Here is a 21,836-nt window from a genome sequence, read left to right on the forward strand (position 1 = left end):
AATGGAAACGCTGAATTTCTTGATGCAGGGCTTCGAAGTCGCCACCCGCCCGGAAAACCTGATGGTCGCCCTGTTCGGCGCCTTCGTCGGCACCATCGTCGGCCTGCTCCCGGGCCTGGGCCCGATCAACGGCGTGGCGCTGCTGCTGCCGCTGGCCTTCGCCCTCGGCCTGCCGCCGGAAACCGCCCTGATCCTGCTGGCCGCCGTGTACCTCGGTTGCGAATACGGCGGACGTATCTCGGCCATTCTGCTCAACGTGCCGGGCGACGCCGCCGCGGTGATGACCACCCTCGACGGCTACCCGCTGGCCCGTCAGGGCAAGGCCGGGATCGCCCTGTCGCTATCGGCGGTCAGCTCCTTTATCGGCAGCATCATCGCCACCTGCGGCGTGGTGCTGTTCGCCCCGCTGCTGGCGAAATGGGCGGTGGCCTTTGGTCCTGCCGAATACTTCGTGCTGATGATCTTCGCCATCGCCTGCCTCGGCGGCATGGTCGGCGACAAACCGGTGAAGACCCTGATGGCGGCCCTGATCGGCCTGGCCCTGGCCACGGTCGGCGTGGATTCGACCACCGGGGTGTACCGTTTCACCTTCGGCAGCGTCAGCCTGTCCGACGGAATCCAGTTCATCATCGTGGTGATCGGCTTCTTCAGCGTCAGCGAAGTGCTGTTGATGCTGGAAAAAACCCACAGCGGGCAAAAAGCGGTGAAAACCAGTGGCCGCCTACTGTTCAACTTCAAGGAGTTCTGTTTCACCTTCTGGACCATGGTGCGCAGCGCCGTGGCCGGCTTCGTCATCGGCGTACTGCCAGGTGCCGGTGCGACCATCGCCAGCGCCATGACCTACATGAGCGAAAAGCGCCTGGCCGGCAGCTCGGGCAAGTTCGGCGAAGGCGACCTGCGCGGCCTGGCCGCCCCGGAAGCGGCCAACAACGCCTCGGCCTGTGGCTCGCTGATCCCCATGCTGACCCTCGGCGTGCCGGGTTCGGGCACCACCGCAGTGATGATCGGCGCCCTGACCCTGTACAACATCACCCCCGGCCCGCTGTTGTTCGAACAGCAACCGGATGTGGTCTGGGGCCTGATCGCCTCGCTGTTCATCGGCAACGTGATCCTGCTGGTGATGAACATCCCCCTGGTCGGCCTGTTCGCCCGCATGCTCAGCGTACCCAACTGGGTGCTGGTGCCGGCGATCACCGCGATCAGCATGGTCGGCGTCTATGCGGTGCACAGCACCACCTTCGATCTGGTGCTGATGATCGGCCTCGGCGTGTTCGGTTACATCCTGCGCAAACTGGAATTCCCGTTGTCGGCACTGATCCTCGGTTTCGTCCTCGGCGAGCTGATGGAAGATAACCTGCGCCGCGCCCTGTCGATCTCGGCGGGCGATCTGAACATCCTCTGGAGCAGCCCGATCAGCCTCGTTCTGTGGGCATTGACCGCACTGATGCTGGGCATGCCAGCCCTGCGTTGGTGGCGTGCACGGCGCACCGCTCAGGTCGCCAATGCTTAAGCTCTCCGCCCTGGCCCAGTGGCGTCGCTACTGGGCCACACCGCTGATCGGTCTGGTCGGCGGCTACCTGGCCAGCCTGATCGGCTGGCCTTTACCGTGGATCATCGGCTCGCTGCTGGCAGTCATCACCGCACGCTGCAGCGGCTGGCTGGTCACGGAAATACCCGGCGGCCGACAAACCGGGCAATGGCTGGTCGCCAGCGCCATCGGCCTGCACTTCACCAGCGAGGTGATGGCCGAGTTACTCGGCCATTTCGGCGTGATCCTGGTTGGCGCCCTGGCGACCCTGCTGCTCAGCTTGATCGGCATCGCCCTGTTGCGCCGCGCCGGGGTCGACCGTGCGACCGCGTTCTTTGCCAGCATGCCGGGCGGCGCCAGCGAGATGGTCAACATGGCGCAACGCCACGACGCCCAGGTCGCCCGCGTCGCAGCGGCGCACAGCCTGCGCCTGTTGCTGGTGGTGCTGCTGATTCCGGCCATCTTCACCTGGAGCCTGCCGCCCATCGACCCGCCACCCGCGGCGGCGGTGAGCGGGTACTGGCTGGCCATCCTGCTGCCGGCCGGCGCGCTGCTGGCACTGCTGTGGGGCAAACTCAAGCAACCCAACCCCTGGATGCTCGGCCCCCTGACGGTCTGCGCCATCGCCAGCGTCAGCTTCGACCTGCACATCGGTTTGCCGGACGGCCTCGGTCAGGTTGGCCAGTGGCTGATCGGCTGCGCCCTGGGCTGCCACTTCGACCGTGCGTTCTTTCGCAGTGCACCGGCCTTTCTCGCGCGCATCCTGCTGTTCACCCTGCTCGCCATGCTCAGCGCCGCGCTGCTGGCCAAAGGCCTCGGCTGGCTGGCCAGCGAAGACCAGACCTCGCTGATGCTCGGCATGATGCCGGGTGGCATCACCGAACTGTGCCTGACCGCCGAGGCCCTGCACCTGTCGGTGGCGCTGGTCACCGCGCTGCAGGTGCTGCGGCTGTTTCTGGTGATGTTCCTGGCCGAGCCGTTGTTCAGGCTATGGCAGCGCAGTTAGCCAATATTTCGACCACGTTTGGCCCGCCCCGCGCGGGCTTTTTTTTGCCGAATATTTCAACCCCGACGCGGTGCCTCGCACTTGGCCTACCCTGCAGTTTCCTCCTCGACTCGTTGAGGCAAAGCGCATGACCCTGCCGCGCTGGTTCCACCTGAGAAGCCTGCTCCTGCTGATTGCCCTCGGCATGCTGTTGGCCGCCTGCAGCCAGATCGGTCTGGTCTACCGCAATCTCGACTGGCTGATCCCCTGGCAGCTGGACGATTACCTGAGCCTGAATCGTGAACAGAAGGCCTGGCTCAAGCCGCGCCTGCAGGCCCATCTGGAGTGGCACTGCAGCAGCGAATTGCCGCGCTATATCGACTGGCTGCAACGCAGCGAAGCGCTGATCGAGCAGGCTCAGCCCAGTGCCAGCCAACTGAGCGAGCAGTTCGCCGAGCTGGACGGGGCATACAAGCGCATCAGCGGCGCAATTACCCCGACCGCCATCGAACTGTTGCAAAGCCTCAACCCCGGACAAGTCGCCGAGCTGTATGCCGCCATGGATGAAGACAACCGGGAGGATCGCCAGGACTACCTCGAACCGCCCCTGGCGGCCCAGATCAGCCGCCGCACCACGCGCATGCAGCAACGCCTGCGCCCCTGGCTTGGTCGGCTGAATGACGTGCAGCAGGCCCGTATCGCCGAGTGGGCGCATACCCAGGGCGAGCAGAATCGTCTGTGGCTGGACAACCGCCTGCGCTGGCAAACGGAATTTCGCGCGGCGCTCGATGCTCGGCGCAGTACCGAATTCCCCGCGCGCTTGACGCGCTTGCTGCAGGGGCGTGGAAGCGTCTACGAAGCCGACTCCCGCGCCGCCTACGCACGCTCGCGGCAAGCGCTGGCCGAGCTGCTCAGCGACCTGCTGGAAAGCGCCGACAGCAAACAGCGCGAGCGCCTGAGCACACGCCTGCGCGATCTGCGCCGCGACCTGACCCAGCTGGCCTGCGCGCCGCCGTCTAGAGTGGCGGCAGACGCCAGTCGATAGGCGTCATGCCGTGCTGCACGAGAAACTTGTTGCAGCGGCTGAAATGACCGTTACCGATAAAACCGCGATGGGCCGACAGCGGCGAGGGATGCGGCGAACACAGCACCAGGTGTTTGCTCGGGTCGATCAGGCGGGCCTTGCTCTGCGCATGCTTGCCCCACAGCAGAAAGACCAGGTGCTCACGCTGCTGACTGACCACCTCGATCACCCGGTCGGTAAATACCCCCCAGCCCTTGTCCGCATGGGAGCCGGCAATGCCGCGCTCGACCGTCAACGAGGTGTTGAGCAACAGCACGCCCTGCTCGGCCCAGTGCTGCAGACAGCCGTGCGCGGCGATGTCGATATTCAGGTCGCGCTTGAGTTCCTTGTAGATATTCAGCAACGACGGCGGCGTGGCCACCCCCGGCTGCACCGAGAAGCACAGGCCATGGGCCTGCTCCGGGCCGTGGTAGGGATCCTGGCCGATGATCACCACCTTGACCCGCTCCAGCGGCGTGGAGTTGAGCGCATTGAAGATCAGCGCACCTGGCGGATAGACCTCCTTGCCGGCGGCCTTCTCCTGGCGGAGGAAGTCGGCCAGCGCCTGCATATAGGGCTTGGCGAACTCCTCGCGCAAGGCCTCTTTCCAGCCCGCTTCGAGCTTGATGTTATCGGCGGAGGTCATGCCTGATTCCCTGGATTCGCGAACGAAAACGGCACGCTAGAGAAGCGCCAGGCGCAAGTCAAGACAAGCCTTGATGGACTGTCATCACCGGCCTGGATGCAGATTGCCGGATCACCCATGGCGACCAAGACTGAGAGCTTTCACTCAGGAGAAATGCCATGGACATGCCCACCGCCCTGACCCGCGAACGCCTGGAACAGGCCCTGGAGCAGTCGCCGTTCGCCCAGATGATCGGTTTTGCCTTAACCGGTTTCGCCCCCGGGCGCATCGAAATGACGGTGCTGCCGCGCCAGCAACTGACCCAGCACCACGGCTTCGTCCACGGCGCGGTGGTCGGTTTCATGATCGACAGTGCCTGCGCCTGGGCGGCGGCCAGCCTGGTCGGCGATGTGGTGACCAGCGAGTACAAGATCAACCTGCTGGCCCCGGCGATCGGCGACCAGCTGATCTGCCGCAGCGAAGTGATCAAGGCCGGCCAACGCCAGGTCGTCGCCCGCGCCGATGTATTCGCCCTGCGCGACGGCCAGGAAAAGATCATCGCCACCGGCCTGGCGACCATCGCCCGGGTATGACGGCCTCCCGTAGGAACGGGGACTAGGCGTCCCCCCCCGCTCCTACCCCCTAACGTCCGCTAGCCCTGGTGCAGCGCCCGGTAATGACTGGGCGCCATGCCCACCACTTTGCGAAACAGCCGCGAGAAATAGTAGACGTCCTCGTAGCCCACCTGTTCGGCGACCTGGCGGATGCCCTGCTGGCCTTCGTCGAGCAGGCGGCAGGCGTGGGCCATCTTCAGCTGGATGAAATCCTGGATAGGCGCATGGCCAGTCAGGGCGCGGTAGGTCTTGGCGAAGTGAAAACGCGACAACTTGAACTGCGCCGCCAGTTCGTCGAGGTTGAGCGAGCCATGCAGGTGGGCACGCATCACCGCCTGCACCGCATCGACGTCCAGCACTCGCCCCGATTTCAACTTGGCCCGCGCCGGCAGCACCGCCAGGGAGGCCAGCAGCGCCTGCAACTGGTGGGCGGCATAGATGAAGTGGGCCAGGTTCAGGCCCTGCTTGCGCAGATTGAGCAGCGCATCGAACTCGGCCAGCAGACGCGGTTGCACGCCGATGCGCCAGATCGGTCCCTTGCCCAACGGACGCAAGAACTCCGCCACCAACTCGCCATCGAAGTGCACCCAGTACAGCGTCCAGGGTTTGCCGGAATCCGCGCCATAGGCATGGGGAATGCCCTTTGGCAACAGCAGAAGATCGCCACCAGCGACAGCAATTCGTCCATCCCCTGTATCCAACCAGCCCTGACCGGCGCGGCAGTAGATCAGCAGATGATCCTCCGGCAGCGGCCGATTCATGCGGTGCCCGCCCGCCTCGGGATAGAACCCCAGCGCCAGCGGATAGCAGCCAGAAGCCAGTGGATGATGGCTCAGGATGCGACGCAGGCGTGGCGGGGTGATAAAGCGCACGCCGTTGGCCGGCAATGGCCAGTTCGATGTTTCAACCCTATCGTTCATGCGCTCTCCGATGACTCAACAACAAGATCGTCCATCCATTGACCAAGATCGTCAATCCACAAGCGCGCTTGACCCGGCTATAACACTAAACAACGACAGAGCCTGTCCCGGGCCGAAAGTGGAGAGTGCGATGAGCAAGGCAATCCCGCAGTTGATCGACGGTGAATGGCGCGAAAGCCATAGCCGCGAATTCATCGAAGTCACCGACCCGGCGACCCAGGAAGTGTTGGCCCTGGCGCCCAAAGCCACTGCCGAGGATATCGAAGCGGCCATCGCCAGTGCCAAGACAGCCTTCCTTGCCTGGCGCGAAGTGCCGGTGTCCGATCGCGCTCGACTGATGCTGCGTTATCAGCACCTGCTCAAGGAACACCACGACGAACTGGCGGAAATCCTCGCCAAGGAAACCGGCAAGACCCTGGCCGACGCCAAGGGCGATATCTGGCGCGGCATCGAGGTGGTCGAGCAGGCGGCCAATATCGCCAGCCTGATGATGGGCGAGACCATGGAGAACGTGGCCCGCGACATCGACACCGCCAGCTGGATCCAGCCGCTCGGGGTCTGCGTCGGCATCACCCCGTTCAACTTCCCGGCGATGATTCCGCTGTGGATGTTTCCCCTGGCCATCGCCGCCGGCAACACCTTTATCCTCAAGCCGTCCGAACAGGACCCCATGACCCCCAACCGCCTGGCCGAGTTGTTTATCGAGGCCGGCGCGCCCAAGGGGGTGCTGCAGGTGCTGCACGGTGCCCGCGAGGTGGTCGACAGCCTGCTCACTCACCCGGATATCCGCGCGATCTCCTTCGTCGGCTCGGTGCCGGTGGGCCAGCACATCTACCGCACCGGCACCGACCACCTGAAGCGCGTGCAGGCCTTCGCCGGAGCCAAGAACCATATGGTGATCATGCCCGACGCCAACAAGCTGCAGGTGCTGAGCAACCTGGTCGGAGCCAGTTGCGGCGCGGCCGGCCAGCGCTGCATGGCGATCAGCGTGGCGGTGTTCGTCGGCGAAGCGAAACAGTGGATCGACGAACTGCAAGCGCAGATGGCCGAGTTGCAGCCCGGCTACTGGACCGATGGCCATGCCGCCTTCGGCCCGCTGATCAGCCAGCAGGCCAAACAACGGGTACTACGGCTGATTGCCGAGGGCAAAGCCGAAGGCGCCGAGTGCCTGCTCGATGGCTCGCACTGCACGGTGCAAGGCTACCCGAACGGCAACTGGCTCGGCCCGACCCTGTTCCGCGGGGTGACAACCAAGATGGGGCTGTACCGCGAAGAGATCTTCGGCCCGGTGCTGGTGTGCATGGAAGTGGACAGTCTGGAAGAGGCGATCGAGCTGGTCAACGCCAGCCCCTACGGCAACGGCACCTCGATCTTCACCCGCTCCGGCGGCGCCGCCCGGCACTACCAGCACGCGGTGGAAGTCGGTCAGGTCGGGATCAACGTACCGGTGCCGGTGCCGCTGCCGTTCTTCTCCTTCACCGGCTGGAAAGGCTCGTTCTACGGCGACCTGCACGCCTATGGCAAACAGGGCGTGCGCTTCTATACCGAAACCAAGACCGTCACCACACGCTGGTTCGATGAGGATGCCGTGGCAGGAGCGAACATGACCATTCAGTTGAAATGAGAACGGCGTAGGCCCTGTTAGACCAATAGACGATCTCGACAATTAGTCTAACCGCGTAAAACTTCTCCTGACCCCAAAAACAAGAACAAGGAGAGCTGCCATGCCACGACTGACAACCACTCTGGCCCTCTGGGCCGGACTAACCGCCTGCGCGCAGGCCGCAGAGCCGATCACCCTCGGCCTCAACTACCCGCGCACAGGCCCCTATAAGGAAGAAGGATTGGCCCAGATGCGCGGCGCCTTGCTGGCCATCGACGAGCTCAACGCCCAGGGCGGCGTGCTCGGCCGCTCGCTGCGCCTGTCCAGCCGGGATAGCGCCTCGCGCCCGGCCAAGGCCGAGCGCAATGTCGACAAGCTGGCCAGCGAGGGCGCGGCCATGCTGTTCGGCGGTTCCTCCAGCGCGGTGGCGATCGCCTCCGGCCAACGCGCGGCCAAGCACGGCCTGCTGTATTTCGGCACCCTCACCTATTCCAACGACACCACCGGCAAGAATGCGCACCGCTATATGTTCCGCGAGTGCAACAACGCCTGGATGAGCGCCCGGGTGCTCGGCCAGTACCTGAACAAGCACCTGCCGGATCAACGCTATTTCTACGTGACCTCCGACTATACCTGGGGCCACACCACCGAAGACTCGCTCCGCCAGAGCACCGGCAGCATGGACAGCGGCAGCCATCCCGGCCTCAAGGTGCCCTTCCCGGGCGCGCGCCTGGCCGATTATATGGATGTGCTGAACCAGGCCGCGGCGAGCAACGCCCAGGTGCTGGCCTTGGTACTGTTCGGCGAAGACCTGGTGCGGGCCATGCGCATCGCCAAGGACCTCGGTCTGACCGAGCGCATGCAGATAGTGGCGCCCAACCTGACCCAGAGCATGGTCGAGCAGGCCGGCCCCGGCCTGATGGAAGGAGTGCTCGGCACCGAGCCGTGGACCTGGCGCGTGCCTAAACTGGAGCAATCCGCCCAGGGTGAAGCCTTCGTCAAGGCCTTCAGCGAGCGCTATGCGATGTACCCGTCCAGTTCCGCCGCCTCGGCCTACAGCATCGTCTATCAATGGGCCGATGCCGCACAGCGGGCCAAGAGCCTGGACAGCGAAGCCTTGATCAAGGCCCTGGAAGGTCACCGTTACCAGCTCCTCAAGGGCCCGCAAGAGTGGCGCGCCTTCGATCACCAGAACCTGCAGACGGTGTATGCCGTCAAGGTGAAGCCCCGCGCCGAAGTGCTCAAGGACCCACTGAGACAGGACTACTTTGAAATCGTCGATCGCCTCGACGCCAGCCAGGCGGCGCCCAGCCTGGCCGAATGGCAGGCCGAGCGACGCGCCGCCGGACAACCCCTGACCCTGCAATGAGGACTTATGGATTTCGAACTCAGCGATGAACAACGCCTGCTGGTCGACAGCGCCCGCGCTTTCGCCAGCCGCGAACTGGCGCCCCACGCCGCCGACTGGGATCGCGACCACCACTTCCCGCTGGAGGTGATCAAACAGGCTGCCGCGCAGGGCTATCTGGCCCTGTACCTCAAGGAAGACGACGGCGGTCTGGGCCTGTCACGGCTGTCGGCCGCGCTGATTTTCGAGCAACTGGCCGCCGGCTGCGTAGCCACCACGGCCTTCATGACCATCCACAACATGGCGACCTGGATGCTCGCGTCCTTCGCCGAGCAGGCGCTCAAGGACCAGTGGCTGCCCGGTCTGGTCAGCGGCGAACTACTCGCCTCCTACTGCCTGACCGAGCCGGATGCCGGTTCCGACGCCGCCCACCTGCGCACCCGCGCCAGACGCGACGGCGACGACTATGTACTCGATGGCAGCAAGTGCTTTATCTCCGGCGCCGGTTCGACCGACGTGCTGATCGTCATGGCGCGCACTGGCGAGGACAACGGTGCCAAGGGTATTTCCTGCTTCCTGGTGCCGGCCGATGCCGTCGGAGTGAAATACGGCCGCAACGAGCTGAAGATGGGCTGGCGCGCCCAACCGACCCGCACTATCACCTTCGAGGACGTGCGCATCCCTGCCGGCAACCGCATCGGCCCCGAGGGCAAGGGCTTCGTCTACGCCATGCAGGGCCTGGACGGCGGCCGTATCAACATCGCCAGTTGCTCGCTCGGCGCGGCCCAGGCGGCGCTGGAGCAATCGCTGCGCTACGTGGAGGAACGCAAACAGTTCGGCAAGCCACTGAGCGAGTTCCAGGCCCTGCAATTCAAGCTGGCCGACATGCTCACCGACCTCACTGCCAGCCGGCAGATGGTGCGACTGGCCGCGCACAAGCTGGATCGGCGGCACGGCGAGGCCAGCCTGTACTGCGCCATGGCCAAGCGCTTCGCCACCGATCACTGTTTTAACCTGTGCAACGATGCCCTGCAGCTGCATGGCGGCTATGGTTATCTGAACGACTACCCGCTGGAGCGCTGGGTGCGCGACAGCCGCGTGCACCAGATTCTCGAAGGCACCAACGAAATCATGCGGGTGATCATCGCCCGCCGCCTGCTCGAGCAGGACGGCATGCTTGATCGCCTGCTGTAGCTTTTATCCCCTCCCCCCTCCGGGGAGAGGGTTAGGGAGAGGGGAACACGCACTACCCTCACCCTACACGGGCCGCCCCAGCCCCTCTCCCAGAGGGAGAGGGGAGCACAATCTACGAGGACTGTTATGAGCCACGCCATCGAACCCTACCATCCCGGTGTTTTCGACCTGACCCACAAGATCACCGTGGAGAAACACGGCCATACCGCGCTGATTACCATCAATCACCCGCCGGCCAACACCTGGGATCGCGACTCGCTGATCGGTCTCAAGCAATTGATCGAGCACCTCAACCACGACGACGACATCTACGCTCTGGTGGTGACGGGCCAGGGCGGCAAGTTCTTCAGCGCCGGCGCCGACCTCAACCTGTTCGCCGATGGCGACAAGGCCCGCGCCCGTGAAATGGCCCGGCGCTTCGGCGAAGCCTTCGAGGCGCTACGCGATTTTCGCGGCGTGTCGATCGCCGCGATCAACGGCTACGCCATGGGGGGTGGCCTGGAATGTGCCCTGGCCTGCGACCTGCGAATCGCCGAACGCCAGGCGCAGATGGCCCTGCCGGAAGCCGCGGTGGGCCTGCTGCCTTGCGCCGGCGGCACCCAGCACCTGGCCTGGCTGGTCGGCGAAGGCTGGGCCAAGCGCATGATCCTCTGCGGCGAGCGCATCGACGCCGAAACCGCCCTGCGCATCGGCCTGATCGAACAGGTGGTCGACAGCGGCGAAGCCCGTGGCCATGCCCTGCTGCTGGCGGCCAAGGTCGCGCGGCAGAGCCCGGTGGCGGTGCGCACCATCAAACCGCTGATCCAGGGCGCCCGCGAACGCAGCCCGAGCACCTGGCTGAGCGAAGAACGCGAGCGCTTCATCGACCTGTTCGACGCCGACGATACCCGCGAAGGGGTAAACGCCTTCCTGGAAAAACGTGCGCCACAGTGGCGCAATAAATAACCCTAGGGTGGAAAACCGCGAAGCGTTTTCCACCACAAGAACCGGTGGATAGATAAAGCGTCATCCACCCTACGATGGACGCGAAGATGAATGTCACCTTTGAAGAACACCACAGCCTGCATGGCTTTCGCATCGGCATCGCCAGCCTGGATGCAGAAAAAAGCCTGAACGCCCTGACCCTGCCGATGATCGAGGCACTGGATGCCAAACTCGCGGCCTGGGCGGATGACCCGGCCATCGCCTGCGTGCTGCTGCGCGGCAACGGCGCAAAAGCCTTCTGCGCCGGCGGTGACGTGGTGCAACTGGTGCAGCAGTGCCGCGAACACCCCGGCGAAGTACCGCCCCTGGCGCGGCGCTTCTTCGCCGACGAATACCGCCTCGACCATCGCATCCACAGCTACCCGAAGCCCCTGATTTGCTGGGCCCACGGCCATGTGCTGGGCGGCGGCATGGGCCTGATGCAGGGCGCCGGCCTGCGCATCGTCACCCCATCGAGTCGCCTGGGCATGCCGGAAATCAATATCGGCCTGTATCCGGATGTCGGCGGCAGCTGGTTCCTCGCCCGCCTGCCGGGCAAGCTCGGGCTGTTTCTCGGCCTGACTGCCAGCAGTATCAACGCCCGCGATGCGCTGGACCTGGACCTGGCCGACCGCTTTCTGCTCGACAACCAGCAGGACGCCCTGCTCGAAGGGCTGGTGCAACTGAACTGGCTGGAGCAACCGCAGCGGCAACTGCACAGCCTGCTCAAGGCGCTGGAACACGAAGCCCGCGACGAACTGCCGGACGCCCAATGGCTACCACGCCGCGAACGCATCGACGCGCTGCTCGACCAGGCTGACCTGCCCAGCGCCTGGCGCGCCCTCACCGCCCTGCACAACGACAGCGACCTGCTCCTGGCGCGCGCAGCCAAGACCTTGGCCGCCGGCTGTCCGCTGAGCGCGCACCTGGTCTGGCAGCAGATCGCCCGCGCCCGCCACCTGTCAGTGGCCCAGGTATTCCAGATGGAATACGCCATGAGCCTGAATTGCTGCCGCCACCCGGAACTCCCCGAAGGCGTGCGCGCGCGCCTGATCGACAAGGACCAGGCCCCGCACTGGCACTGGCCGGATGTGGCGAGCATCCCCGCCGAGGTGATCGAGTCGCACTTCGAGGCCACCTGGGAAGGACCACATCCACTGGCGGATTTGTAACCGGCTGCAGGGTGCGCGGGGCCGCCCAGGCCGTGCGCACCACCCCATGGAAGCCCGGTGCGCACGGCGCACCCTACGAGGAGAACAACAACCATGTCCCAGATAGCGTTTATCGGCCTCGGCCATATGGGCCTGCCCATGGCCCGTAACCTGCTCAAGGCCGGCTTCAAGCTCAAAGTCTTCGACCTGGTGCAAGCTGCCATCGACGAACTGGCCAAGGAAGGGGCGCAAGCCGCCAGCAGTGCCACCGACGCCGTGCAAGGCGCCGACGTGGTGATCAGCATGCTGCCGGCCAGCCGGCACGTCGAAGGCCTGTACCTGGGCGACGCAGGCCTGCTCAACCTGCTCGAACCCGGCACCCTGGTGCTGGAGTGCTCGACCATCGCCCCGGAGTCGGCGCGCAAGGTGCATAAAGCCGCCGCCGACCACGCCATCGAACTGCTCGATGCGCCGGTTTCCGGCGGTACCGCTGGCGCCGCCGCCGGCACCCTGACCTTTATGATCGGCGGTCAGGCCAGCACCCTGGAAAAAGCCCGCCCACTCTTCGCCGCCATGGGCAGCAACATCTTCCACGCCGGCCCCGATGGGGCCGGCCAAGTGGCCAAGGTGTGCAACAACCAGATCCTCGCGGTGCAGATGATCGCCACCGCCGAAGCCATGGCCCTGGGCGTGGCCAACGGCCTGGAGCCGGCCGTGCTGGCCGAGATCATGCGGCAGAGTTCCGGCGGCAACTGGACCCTGGAGAAATACAATCCCTGGCCGGGAGTGATGGAGAATGCCCCGGCCTCCAAAGGCTACTCGGGCGGGTTCATGGCCGAGCTGATGGCCAAGGACCTCGGCCTGGCTCAGGAAGCCGCCCAGGTCACTGCCAGCAGCACGCCGATGGGCGCCCTGGCCCTGCAGATCTACCGCCTGCTGCTCAAGCAGGGCAAGGGCCAACAGGACTTCTCGGTGGTGCAGCAGCTGTTTGTCAGCGAGTAACCGCCGCAGGAGCGAATTGATCCGCGCCGCCCGAGAGTGCCCCCTCCCCCACGGCAAGGACGCCATGCTGCTCTCAGCAAACAACCCGGTGGTCAAGAACGCACCCAGCGTCCAGGAGGCCGTCGGAGAATAGCGGCCGTAGCTGGGGAAGACCGTGCTCCGAGATTTCGGTTTGAGGCGGCGGGCCGCCCCGCGAACAGTCGCTCTGCTTAACGAAGAAGAGCGCAAAAAATGCCCCTGCACCGAATGCAGCGGCTTTTGCACAGTAGGTCAGCCTGTTCTCGGACAGCCTCCCTGGCTCGGTTAAGGTTTCGTTGCGGCTCGCTTTGAAACCTCAACAGCCTCTAAAATCGCGACCATTACTTTAAGGAGCAGACCTGCATGCTGATGGTGATTTCCCCGGCCAAGACCCTCGATTACCAGACGCCGCCGGTAACCCAGCGTTATACCCAACCCGAGCACCTCGACCACGCCCAGGACCTGATCGCCCAACTGCGCGACTTCACGCCCATGCAGATTGCCGAACTGATGCACCTGTCGGACAAGCTCGCCGGCCTGAATGCCGCGCGCTTTGGCAGTTGGACCAGGACCTTCACCCCGCAAAACGCCAAGCAGGCATTGCTGGCGTTCAAGGGCGATGTCTACACCGGCCTCAACGCCGAAGATTTCAGTGAAGCCGATTTCGATTTCGCCCAGACCCACCTGCGCATGCTCTCCGGCCTCTACGGCGTGTTGCGCCCGCTCGACCTGATGCAGCCCTATCGCCTGGAGATGGGCACCAAGCTGGCCAACCCACGCGGCAACAACCTCTACGACTTCTGGGGTGAGCGCATCAGTGGCTGGCTGAATGACGCACTGGCCGCCCAGGGCGACGAGGTGCTGCTCAACCTCGCCTCCAACGAGTATTTCAGTGCAGTGAAACGCAAGGTACTCAATGCGCGAATCATCGACACCGAATTCAGGGACCTGAAAAATGGCCAGTACAAGATCATCAGCTTCTACGCCAAGAAGGCCCGCGGCCTGATGGCACGCCATGTGATCAAACAACGCCTGAGCGACACCGAGGGCCTCAAGGACTTCACCGCACAGGGCTACCGCTACTCGGCGGAGCACTCGAAAACCGACAAGCTGGTGTTTCTGCGCGACCTCCCGCAAGACTGATCCTGCCTCCCCCTCCCCCCCGCCACGGGCCGCCCGCACGGCCCGTGGACACCTGCCCAGCGGCAAGCAAATACCGGCACAAACAACCTGGTTAATTAATTAACACCTGTCACATTGAACTTTCCGAGCACTTAATACACCGCGCACGCATGGCAAATCCGTGATTATAGATTGCTATCAATTTGCAATTACTTGTCACCCCCCAAATAGCGCCTCCATTGAAAAAAAGGACGACCGGCAGGAACTATAAGAAAAACCGCACACTCTTACCGACGTAACATAATTATTCCATGCAACTTATGAGTGACCCAACCTGCCGCTAATTGTCGGACAGAAGTCCGCCGGGTTATTTCACTCAGATACATGTTGCCACGAGATTACAGGAGAACTTCTCACTGCTCGAATAATCCACTGAGACCCAAGAGCCAGAGCCTCTCAGGCCAGCAGCTCAGCAGCAGTACAGGGCAGATTTCATATTAAAAGCCCCCTTCAGGCCTCCTTTGCGGATGCCAGATATTTCTCATGCCTAAATTAATTCAGTCGCCCCGTCGACCTGAGTTGAATGAACGATCGTGGCCAATAAGCCACTATTAAATTGTGCAATAGACGAGGTAATACGATGCGAATCAGTATCTTTGGTTTGGGTTATGTGGGTGCCGTGTGCGCCGGTTGTTTATCGGCCCGCGGCCATGATGTGGTCGGCGTCGATATATCGGCCACTAAAATCGACCTGATAAACAATGGCAAGTCGCCAATAGTCGAACCCGGCCTGGAAGCGTTGCTGCAGCAGGGCCTGAACTCTGGTCACCTGCGCGGCACCACCGATGTCGCCGATGCTATTCGTGACACCGAGGTCTCGTTTATTTGCGTCGGTACCCCGAGCAAAAAGAACGGCGATCTGGAACTGGATTACATCGAAGGCGTGTGCCGCGAAATCGGCTTCGCCATGCGCAACAAGCCCGAACGGCATACCGTGGTAGTGCGCAGCACCGTGCTGCCGGGCACCGTGAAGAACGTGGTGATCCCGATCCTCGAAGACTGCTCGGGCAAGAAAGCCGGAGTCGATTTCGGCGTGGCGGTGAACCCCGAGTTCCTCCGCGAAAGCACCGCGATCCAGGACTACGACTTCCCGCCGATGACCGTGATCGGCGAGCTGGACAGCGCCTCCGGTGACCTGCTGGAAAGCATTTACGGCGAACTCGACGCGCCGGTCATCCGCAAGGACATCGATGTCGCCGAGATGATCAAGTACACCTGCAACGTCTGGCATGCGGCCAAGGTGACCTTCGCCAACGAGATCGGCAACATCGCCAAGGCGGTCGGGGTCGACGGCCGCGAAGTGATGGATGTGATCTGCCAGGATCACAAGCTCAACCTGTCCAAGTACTACATGAAGCCCGGCTTCGCCTTCGGTGGCTCCTGCCTGCCGAAAGACGTGCGCGCCCTGTCTTACCGCGCAGGCAGCCTCGACGTCGAAGCGCCGCTGATCGGTTCGTTGATGCGCAGCAACGTGGTCCAGGTGCAGAACGCCTTCGACATCATCTCCAGCTACAACAAGCGCAAGGTCGCCCTGCTCGGCCTGAGCTTCAAGTCCGGCACCGATGACCTGCGCGAGAGCCCGCTGGTGGAGCTGGCCGAGATGCTGATCGGCAAGGGCTTCGAGCTGAGCATCTACGACAGCAATGTCGAATATGCCCGGGTCTATGGCGCCAACAAGGACTACATCGAATCGAAGATTCCGCATGTCTCCTCGCTGCTCAACAGTGACTTCGATGCGGTAGTCGATAACGCCGAGGTCATTGTCCTCGGCAATGGCGATGTGCGCTTCGCGCCCCTGGCGCAACAGGCCCTCGACGGCAAGCACGTAGTCGACCTGGTCGGCTTCATGCCCACCGCCTCGCGCACCGGCTGCGAAGGCATCTGCTGGTAAACCCAGCCTGCGACAGGCCGTTGAAAAGCGGCAGTCGTTTTTCAACGGACTGGCAGCCAGTTGAGCCGAACCTTGGGCGCGCGAGCAGCACCCTCGCCCAAGGTTCCTCCGGCGCACACGATGGATATGCATATGCAAACAAACACGCTGAAGACCGGCCTCCTAGAGGCCGCAGGCTGGATGTTCTACCTATCACTGCTGATGTTGCTCGCGTTGGCGCTGCCCAGGAGCGTGTTCGACCCCGAGTCGCGCGACTACCTCCTGTTGATCGGCGCTGTGGGCATCTGGCGTTATTCCATGGGTGCGGTGCACTTTTTGCGCGGCACGCTGTTTCTCTATGTGGTGTACCCCTATTACCGCCGCAAGGTGAAAAAACTCGGCAAGGACGCCGACCCTTCTCAGGTGTTTCTGCTGGTTACCAGCTTCCGCATCGACGCGTTGACCACCGCCCAGGTGTACCGCTCGGTGATTCGCGAGGCGATTGACTGCGGTTACCCGACGACGATGGTGTGTTCCATCGTCGAGCTGTCCGATGAACTGCTGGTGAAAAACCTCTGGACCCGGATGAACCCGCCAGAGCACGTCAAGCTGGACTTCGTGCGCATCCCCGGCACCGGCAAGCGTGACGGCCTGGCCTACGGCTTTCGCGCCATCTCCCGACAGATGCCGGACGAGAACGCGGTGGTTGCGGTGATCGATGGCGACACCGTGCTCGGCGAGGGTGTCGTGCGCAAGACGGTGCCCTGGTTCAAGCTGTTCCCGAATGTCGGCGGCCTGACCACCAACGAGTTCTGCGAGGTACGCGGCGGCTACATCATGAGCGAGTGGCACAAGCTGCGCTTCGCCCAGCGCCACCTCAACATGTGCTCGATGGCGCTGAGCAAGCGGGTGCTGACCATGACCGGACGCATGTCGGTATTTCGCGCCGAGGTGGTCACCAACCCAGCATTCATTGCCGACGTGGAAAGCGATCACCTCGACCATTGGCGCCTGGGCCGCTTCCAGTTCCTCACCGGCGACGACAAGTCGAGCTGGTTCAGCCTGATGAGCCTGGGCTACGACACCTTCTACGTGCCGGATGCGGCGATCAATACGGTCGAGCATCCGCCGGAGAAGAGCTTCATCAAGGCCAGCCGCAAGCTGATGTTCCGCTGGTACGGCAACAACCTGCGGCAGAACGCCCGCGCCCTGCGCCTGGGCACTCGCCGCCTCGGCTGGTTCACCAGCGTGGTGTTGTTCGATCAACGGGTATCGATGTGGACCAGCCTGCTCGGCATGAGCGTGGCGATCATCGCCAGCATCAAGTACGGCGCCGGCATCCTCATCGCCTACCTGCTGTGGATCGGCCTGACTCGCCTGGCGCTGACCCTGTTGCTCAGCGTGACCGGCCACCGCATCGGCCCGGCGTACCCGATGATTCTCTATTACAACCAGATCGTCGGCGCGATGGTGAAGATCTACGTGTTCTTCCGCCTCGACCAGCAGTCCTGGACCCGCCAGCCGACCAAGCTCGATCGCGGCTTGTTGAGCTTCCAGCGGTGGTTCAACACCTGGTCTTCGCGCTCCATGACTTTTGCTGCTGCCAGCGTCTTTATCGCCACGCTTCTGGCGTTGGTGTGACCGGAACTCGACCGGAACCCTTTTCGAACAGGAAATTGCAATCATGAATACAGCCGTCAACGTCAATGTGGTCCATGAATCGGAAGCCCAGCGGCAACACGCGCGGGTCAAGATCCCGGCCGTGCTGCGCTACCTGACGAAAAACCGCGAACGCGTCGACCAGCCCATCGGCGACATCTCGGCCGGCGGCTTCTGCTTCAGCGCCGGCAAGGTGCCGGTGCAGGTCGGCGACTTTCATAAGGGTCGTCTGCAGTTCAAGCTGGACAGCCTCGACCTGGCCATCGACATCGAATTCCAGGTACGTTCGGTGAATGCCGACGACGGCCGCGTCGGCTGCCAGTTCCATAACATCAAGCCACGCGAGCAGGCCACCCTGCGCTACCTGATCAGCGCCTTCCTCGGCGGCGAACTGGTCAGCGCCGGTGACCTGCTGAGTACCCTGCAGCGGGAAAACTTCACCAAGGCGCGCAAGAATGGCGCCGGCGGCTCCGGCATGGGCGTGTTCGGCCGGTTCAAGGCCGTGACCTTCAGCCTGGCGATCTTCCTGGTTGGTCTGGCCGCCTTCGGCTATATCTTCAAGTCGGTCTACGGCATCTACTTCGTCACCCACGCCGAATCGGGCATGGTCAACGTATCCAGCCTGCAAGTGACCATGCCGCGCGAAGGCATGGTGCAGAGCCTGATCGAGCCGGAGGCCATCGTCGCGAAAGGCGCGCCCATTGCCACCTTCTCCGCCAGCATGCTGGAGATGCTCAAGGGTCACCTGACCGATGAGCAAATGACCCCGGAGAATGTCGAAGAGCTGTTCGGCAAGCAAATGAAAGGCACCCTGACCAGCCCGTGCGACTGCAAGGTGGCCCGTCAGCTGGTGGCCGACGGTCAGTTCGCCGCCAAGGGCGATGTGATCTTCGAACTGGTGCCGCAGAACACCAAGGCCACGGTGCTGGCCAGCTTCCCCTACCGCAACTTCGCCCAGGCTCGCCCGGGTAGCCGCGCCAGCTTCTGGGTGGCCGGCGAAGACAGCCCCCGCTACGGCGAGATCGTCAGCAGCAGCCTGCACGAAGGCGGCCTGTCGGCGGATATCCGCGTGATCATCGAACCGGAGCAGAAACTCAACAGCAGCCTCGCCGGCCAGCCGGTCGAAGTCATCCTCGATCGCGGTCCGTCGTTCGACTGGCTGCTCGACAAAGCCCTGGCGAAAGGTCTCTAAGGAGGATTCAGCAATGGCGACTATCGCCCCCCGTCTCATGCATGCCGCGCCCCTGCTGGCGCTTTCCCTGGCCGTGACCCTCGCCGGTTGCGCCGGGCTGCCGGACGAGCGCCTGGCCGCCGAAGCGCTGAAGCGTGGCGACACCAGCATCGCCGAGCAGAACTACCGCCAACTGGCAGAGTTGGGCTACACCGATGCGCAGGTCGGCCTGGCCGACCTGCAAGTCGCCGGCGGCACGCCGCAAGACCTGGAAAAGGCCGAGCAGACCTACCGCCTGGCCCTGGACGAGTCGCCGCGGGCCAAGGCGCGCCTGGGCAAGTTACTCGCGCGCAAGGTCAATCCCAGCCAGGCCGAGCGCCTTGAAGCGGCCGAATTGCTGAATGACGCATTCACCGCGGGTGAACCGAGCAGCCTGCTGCCGCTGGTCATGCTCTACCTGCAATACCCACAGGATTTCCCCGGTATGAACGTCCAACAACGCATCTCCACCTGGCGCCAGCAAGGCCATATCCAGGCCGATCTGGCACAAGTCCTGCTCTATCGCACCCAGGGCAACTACGACCAGCATCTGGACGAAATCGAACAGATCTGCCAGGGCCTGATCGCCGAGGCCGATGTCTGCTACGTCGAGCTGGCCACCGTGTACCAGAAGCAAGGCCAGGCCGACAAACAGAAGGCCCTGCTGCAGCGCCTGATGGCGGGCTACCGCAGCGCTGCCGTGGCCCCGCAGCGGGTGGATGCCGTCGCCGACGTGCTGGCCGACGCCGAACTGGGTACGCCGGACGAAGGCAAAGCCCAGGAACTGCTCGAAACCATCGCCCCGGACTATCCGGCCGCCTGGGTCAGCCTGGCGCGCCTGCTCTATGACTACCCGGGCCTGGGCGACATCGAGACCATGATGGGCTACCTCGACAACGGCCGTGCCGCGGCGCTGCCGCGTGCCGAACTGTTGCTCGGCCGGCTCCACTACGAAGGCAAGCTGGTACCGCAGGATCCGCAAAAGGCCGAAGAGCATCTGCGCAAGGCCGCGCCCAGTGAACCCAGCGCCAACTACTTCCTCGGCCAGATCTACCTGCGCGGCTATCTCGGCGAGGTCTATCCGCAGAAAGCCCTCGACCACCTGCTCAGCGCCGCCCGTAACGGCAAGCTCAGCGCCGACTTCGCCCTCGCCCAGATGTACTCGCAGGGCAAAGGCATACGTCCGGACCCGGTCAACGCCTTCGTCTTCAGCCAACTGGCGCTGCCGAAGAACACCCCGCGAGCCATCGAACTGGCGCGGCAGATCGAGCAACAACTGCAACCGGCCCAACGTACCCGCGCCGAGCAACTGCTGCGCGATGAACGCCAAGTGCGCGGCAACGCCTTGCAAGCCCAAGCCTCATTACAGGCGCAAACCCAATGAACAAGGACTACGCGATGAAACTCAACAAGATCAGCGCAGGCCTGGGCCTGAGCGTGTCATTACTCTCCGCCAGCCCGGTATGGGCGGTACAGATGAGCGACGACAACTTCGGCCTCGACATCAAGATCACTGCGCAATCGGAAGATGACCGCGACCTCGGCACCCGCGAAGGTGGCGACGTCAACGGTATCGGTGTCGACCTGCGCCCCTGGCTCTACGGCCAGCGCGGTGACTGGAGCGCCTTCGCCATGGGCCAGGCGGTAGTCGCCAGCGACATTATCGAGACCGACACCCTGGAGTCTTCCGACCCCGAGCTGGCCGGCGACTCCCAGGCCGATGGCCGCGAGCGGAAGAAGAACTACCTGGCCCTGCGCGAATTCTGGGTCGACTACGCCGGCCTCACCGACTACCCCGGCGAACACCTGCGCCTGGGCCGCCAGCGCCTGCGCAACGATGACAGTCAATGGCGCGATACCAATATCGAAGCGCTGAACTGGACCTTCGACACCACCCTGCTGCGTGCCAGCCTCGGCGCCGCGCAACGATTCAGCGACTACCGCACCGACCTCGACGAACTGGCGCCGGAAGACGAGGATCGCCTGCATCTGTTCGGCGATGTCGCGACCCAGTGGCGACCGGGCCATTGGCTCGGCCTCAGTGCCCATCACTCACGCGATGACGGCAAGCTGGCCAATCCCGGCGAACCGATCGACTCCCTGGACAAGCGCGCTACCGGCGAGCTGACCTGGCTCGGTGTGCAAGCCCATAGCGATGCCTACAACTTCCGCAACCAGAAGCCGGTCAATTACTGGGCCAGCCTCACCTCGCTGACCGGCGATCGCGAAGACCTGACGCGCGGCATCGACAACGGCCAGGAAATCGCCACCGGCAAGAACAGCGACAGCGTCAGCGCCTGGGGCACCGACCTGGGTCTGCGCTTTCGCCTGGATCCCAACTGGCAAGTCGGCGGCGCCTACGCACGGGGCAGCGGCAGCGGCGATGACGACGGCAACGGCACGGGCAGCTATCGCCAGACCGGCCTGCAAAGCAACCGCTCCGCCTTCACCGGCACCCGTACCAGGGTCCATCGCTACGGCGAGGCCTTTCGCGGCGAGCTGAGCAACCTGCAGTCGGCCACCCTGTTCGGCTCCTGGCAGCTGGCCGAGGACTATGACGCCAGCCTGGTCTACCACAAGTTCTGGCGGGTCGATGACCAGCAGCAGATCGGCCGGAGCGGGATCAACGCGCGTATCGATGATCCCCTGCATGACGGCATCGGCACTGTGCCCCAGGTGGACCTGATCGATGGCGAGAAAGACATCGGCCAGGAGCTCGACCTGGTGGCCACCAAGTACTTCAAGCAGGGCCTGCTGCCTGCTTCGATGAGCCAGGCGATCGACGAGCCGGCAGCCCTGGTGCGCTTTCGTGGTGGCGTGTTCAAGCCCGGCGATGCCTACGGCAACGACAGCGACTCGCTGATGCATCGCGCCTTCGTCGACGTCATCTGGAAATACTGA

The 21,836-nt window shown here is 63.7% G+C and carries 18 protein-coding genes; 16 read left to right on the top strand and 2 right to left on the bottom strand.

Translation table 11 applies throughout. The features are described from left to right. Position 1: 1 nt before the first annotated feature. From R3355_RS06810 to R3355_RS06820, 3 genes are all read left to right on the top strand, one after another. Entirely contained in the window at positions 2 to 1,510 is a 1,509-nt protein-coding gene (locus R3355_RS06810) for a tripartite tricarboxylate transporter permease (protein ID WP_318960592.1), read from the top strand. After that, the gene (locus tag R3355_RS06815) at positions 1,503 to 2,534 is read left to right on the top strand and encodes an AbrB family transcriptional regulator (RefSeq protein ID WP_318960593.1); all 1,032 of its coding nucleotides are present in this window, start codon (positions 1,503 to 1,505) and stop codon (positions 2,532 to 2,534) included. The genes R3355_RS06810 and R3355_RS06815 overlap by 8 nt, the downstream gene beginning before the upstream one ends. Positions 2,535 to 2,661: 127 nt before the next feature. Further along, complete coding sequence (locus tag R3355_RS06820) at positions 2,662 to 3,558, top strand: DUF6279 family lipoprotein (protein WP_318960594.1); 897 nt, start codon at positions 2,662 to 2,664, stop codon at positions 3,556 to 3,558. Here the strand turns inward: R3355_RS06820 and ung are convergent. Further along, the gene (gene ung, locus R3355_RS06825) at positions 3,530 to 4,222 is read right to left on the bottom strand and encodes a uracil-DNA glycosylase (protein WP_318960595.1); all 693 of its coding nucleotides are present in this window, start codon (positions 4,220 to 4,222) and stop codon (positions 3,530 to 3,532) included. The genes R3355_RS06820 and ung overlap by 29 nt on opposite strands. Positions 4,223 to 4,380: 158 nt before the next feature. Here ung and R3355_RS06830 point away from each other — a divergent pair, with 158 nt between their 5' ends. Beyond that, positions 4,381 to 4,794 carry a PaaI family thioesterase gene (locus R3355_RS06830; RefSeq protein ID WP_318960596.1) on the top strand — a complete coding sequence of 138 codons (414 nt, stop codon included), beginning with the start codon at positions 4,381 to 4,383 and terminating at the stop codon, positions 4,792 to 4,794. A 59-nt stretch (positions 4,795 to 4,853) separates the two neighbouring features. Here R3355_RS06830 and R3355_RS06835 read toward each other — a convergent pair whose 3' ends face one another. Beyond that, entirely contained in the window at positions 4,854 to 5,735 is an 882-nt protein-coding gene (locus tag R3355_RS06835) for an AraC family transcriptional regulator (RefSeq protein WP_318960597.1), read from the bottom strand. 130 nt (positions 5,736 to 5,865) lie between these two features. Here R3355_RS06835 and R3355_RS06840 point away from each other — a divergent pair, with 130 nt between their 5' ends. The 12 genes from R3355_RS06840 to R3355_RS06895 all read left to right on the top strand — a co-directional run bounded on the left by R3355_RS06840 (position 5,866) and on the right by R3355_RS06895 (position 21,836). Next, positions 5,866 to 7,359, top strand: a complete 1,494-nt coding sequence (locus R3355_RS06840) for a CoA-acylating methylmalonate-semialdehyde dehydrogenase (protein WP_318946638.1) — start codon at positions 5,866 to 5,868, stop codon at positions 7,357 to 7,359. A gap of 100 nt (positions 7,360 to 7,459) precedes the next feature. After that, positions 7,460 to 8,707, top strand: a complete 1,248-nt coding sequence (locus tag R3355_RS06845) for a substrate-binding protein (RefSeq protein ID WP_318960598.1) — start codon at positions 7,460 to 7,462, stop codon at positions 8,705 to 8,707. Positions 8,708 to 8,713: 6 nt separating this feature from the next. Beyond that, positions 8,714 to 9,880 carry an isobutyryl-CoA dehydrogenase gene (locus R3355_RS06850; RefSeq protein WP_318960599.1) on the top strand — a complete coding sequence of 389 codons (1,167 nt, stop codon included), beginning with the start codon at positions 8,714 to 8,716 and terminating at the stop codon, positions 9,878 to 9,880. Between the two features lie 126 nt (positions 9,881 to 10,006). Then, positions 10,007 to 10,825 carry an enoyl-CoA hydratase gene (locus R3355_RS06855; RefSeq protein ID WP_318946641.1) on the top strand — a complete coding sequence of 273 codons (819 nt, stop codon included), beginning with the start codon at positions 10,007 to 10,009 and terminating at the stop codon, positions 10,823 to 10,825. Between the two features lie 86 nt (positions 10,826 to 10,911). Continuing rightward, the gene (locus R3355_RS06860; protein WP_318960600.1) at positions 10,912 to 12,015 is read left to right on the top strand and encodes an enoyl-CoA hydratase/isomerase family protein; all 1,104 of its coding nucleotides are present in this window, start codon (positions 10,912 to 10,914) and stop codon (positions 12,013 to 12,015) included. 93 nt (positions 12,016 to 12,108) lie between these two features. Further along, positions 12,109 to 12,996: a 3-hydroxyisobutyrate dehydrogenase gene (gene mmsB, locus R3355_RS06865; RefSeq protein ID WP_318960601.1), complete on the top strand. Its 888-nt coding sequence runs from the start codon at positions 12,109 to 12,111 to the stop codon at positions 12,994 to 12,996. 381 nt (positions 12,997 to 13,377) lie between these two features. Next, complete coding sequence (gene yaaA, locus R3355_RS06870; protein ID WP_318960602.1) at positions 13,378 to 14,157, top strand: peroxide stress protein YaaA; 780 nt, start codon at positions 13,378 to 13,380, stop codon at positions 14,155 to 14,157. A 619-nt stretch (positions 14,158 to 14,776) separates the two neighbouring features. Continuing rightward, positions 14,777 to 16,087 carry a UDP-glucose/GDP-mannose dehydrogenase family protein gene (locus R3355_RS06875; protein ID WP_318960603.1) on the top strand — a complete coding sequence of 437 codons (1,311 nt, stop codon included), beginning with the start codon at positions 14,777 to 14,779 and terminating at the stop codon, positions 16,085 to 16,087. Positions 16,088 to 16,219: 132 nt separating this feature from the next. Next, positions 16,220 to 17,707 (top strand): mannuronan synthase, encoded by a 1,488-nt coding sequence (gene alg8 / locus R3355_RS06880; protein WP_318960604.1) that lies wholly within the window; start codon positions 16,220 to 16,222, stop codon positions 17,705 to 17,707. 43 nt (positions 17,708 to 17,750) lie between these two features. Further along, the gene (locus R3355_RS06885; RefSeq protein ID WP_318960605.1) at positions 17,751 to 18,917 is read left to right on the top strand and encodes a PilZ domain-containing protein; all 1,167 of its coding nucleotides are present in this window, start codon (positions 17,751 to 17,753) and stop codon (positions 18,915 to 18,917) included. A gap of 13 nt (positions 18,918 to 18,930) precedes the next feature. Then, the gene (gene algK / locus R3355_RS06890) at positions 18,931 to 20,319 is read left to right on the top strand and encodes an alginate biosynthesis TPR repeat lipoprotein AlgK (protein ID WP_318960606.1); all 1,389 of its coding nucleotides are present in this window, start codon (positions 18,931 to 18,933) and stop codon (positions 20,317 to 20,319) included. A 14-nt stretch (positions 20,320 to 20,333) separates the two neighbouring features. Beyond that, positions 20,334 to 21,836: an alginate export family protein gene (locus tag R3355_RS06895; RefSeq protein WP_318960674.1), complete on the top strand. Its 1,503-nt coding sequence runs from the start codon at positions 20,334 to 20,336 to the stop codon at positions 21,834 to 21,836.

Source organism: Pseudomonas sp., assembly GCF_033723075.1.
Lineage (GTDB): Bacteria > Pseudomonadota > Gammaproteobacteria > Pseudomonadales > Pseudomonadaceae > Aquipseudomonas.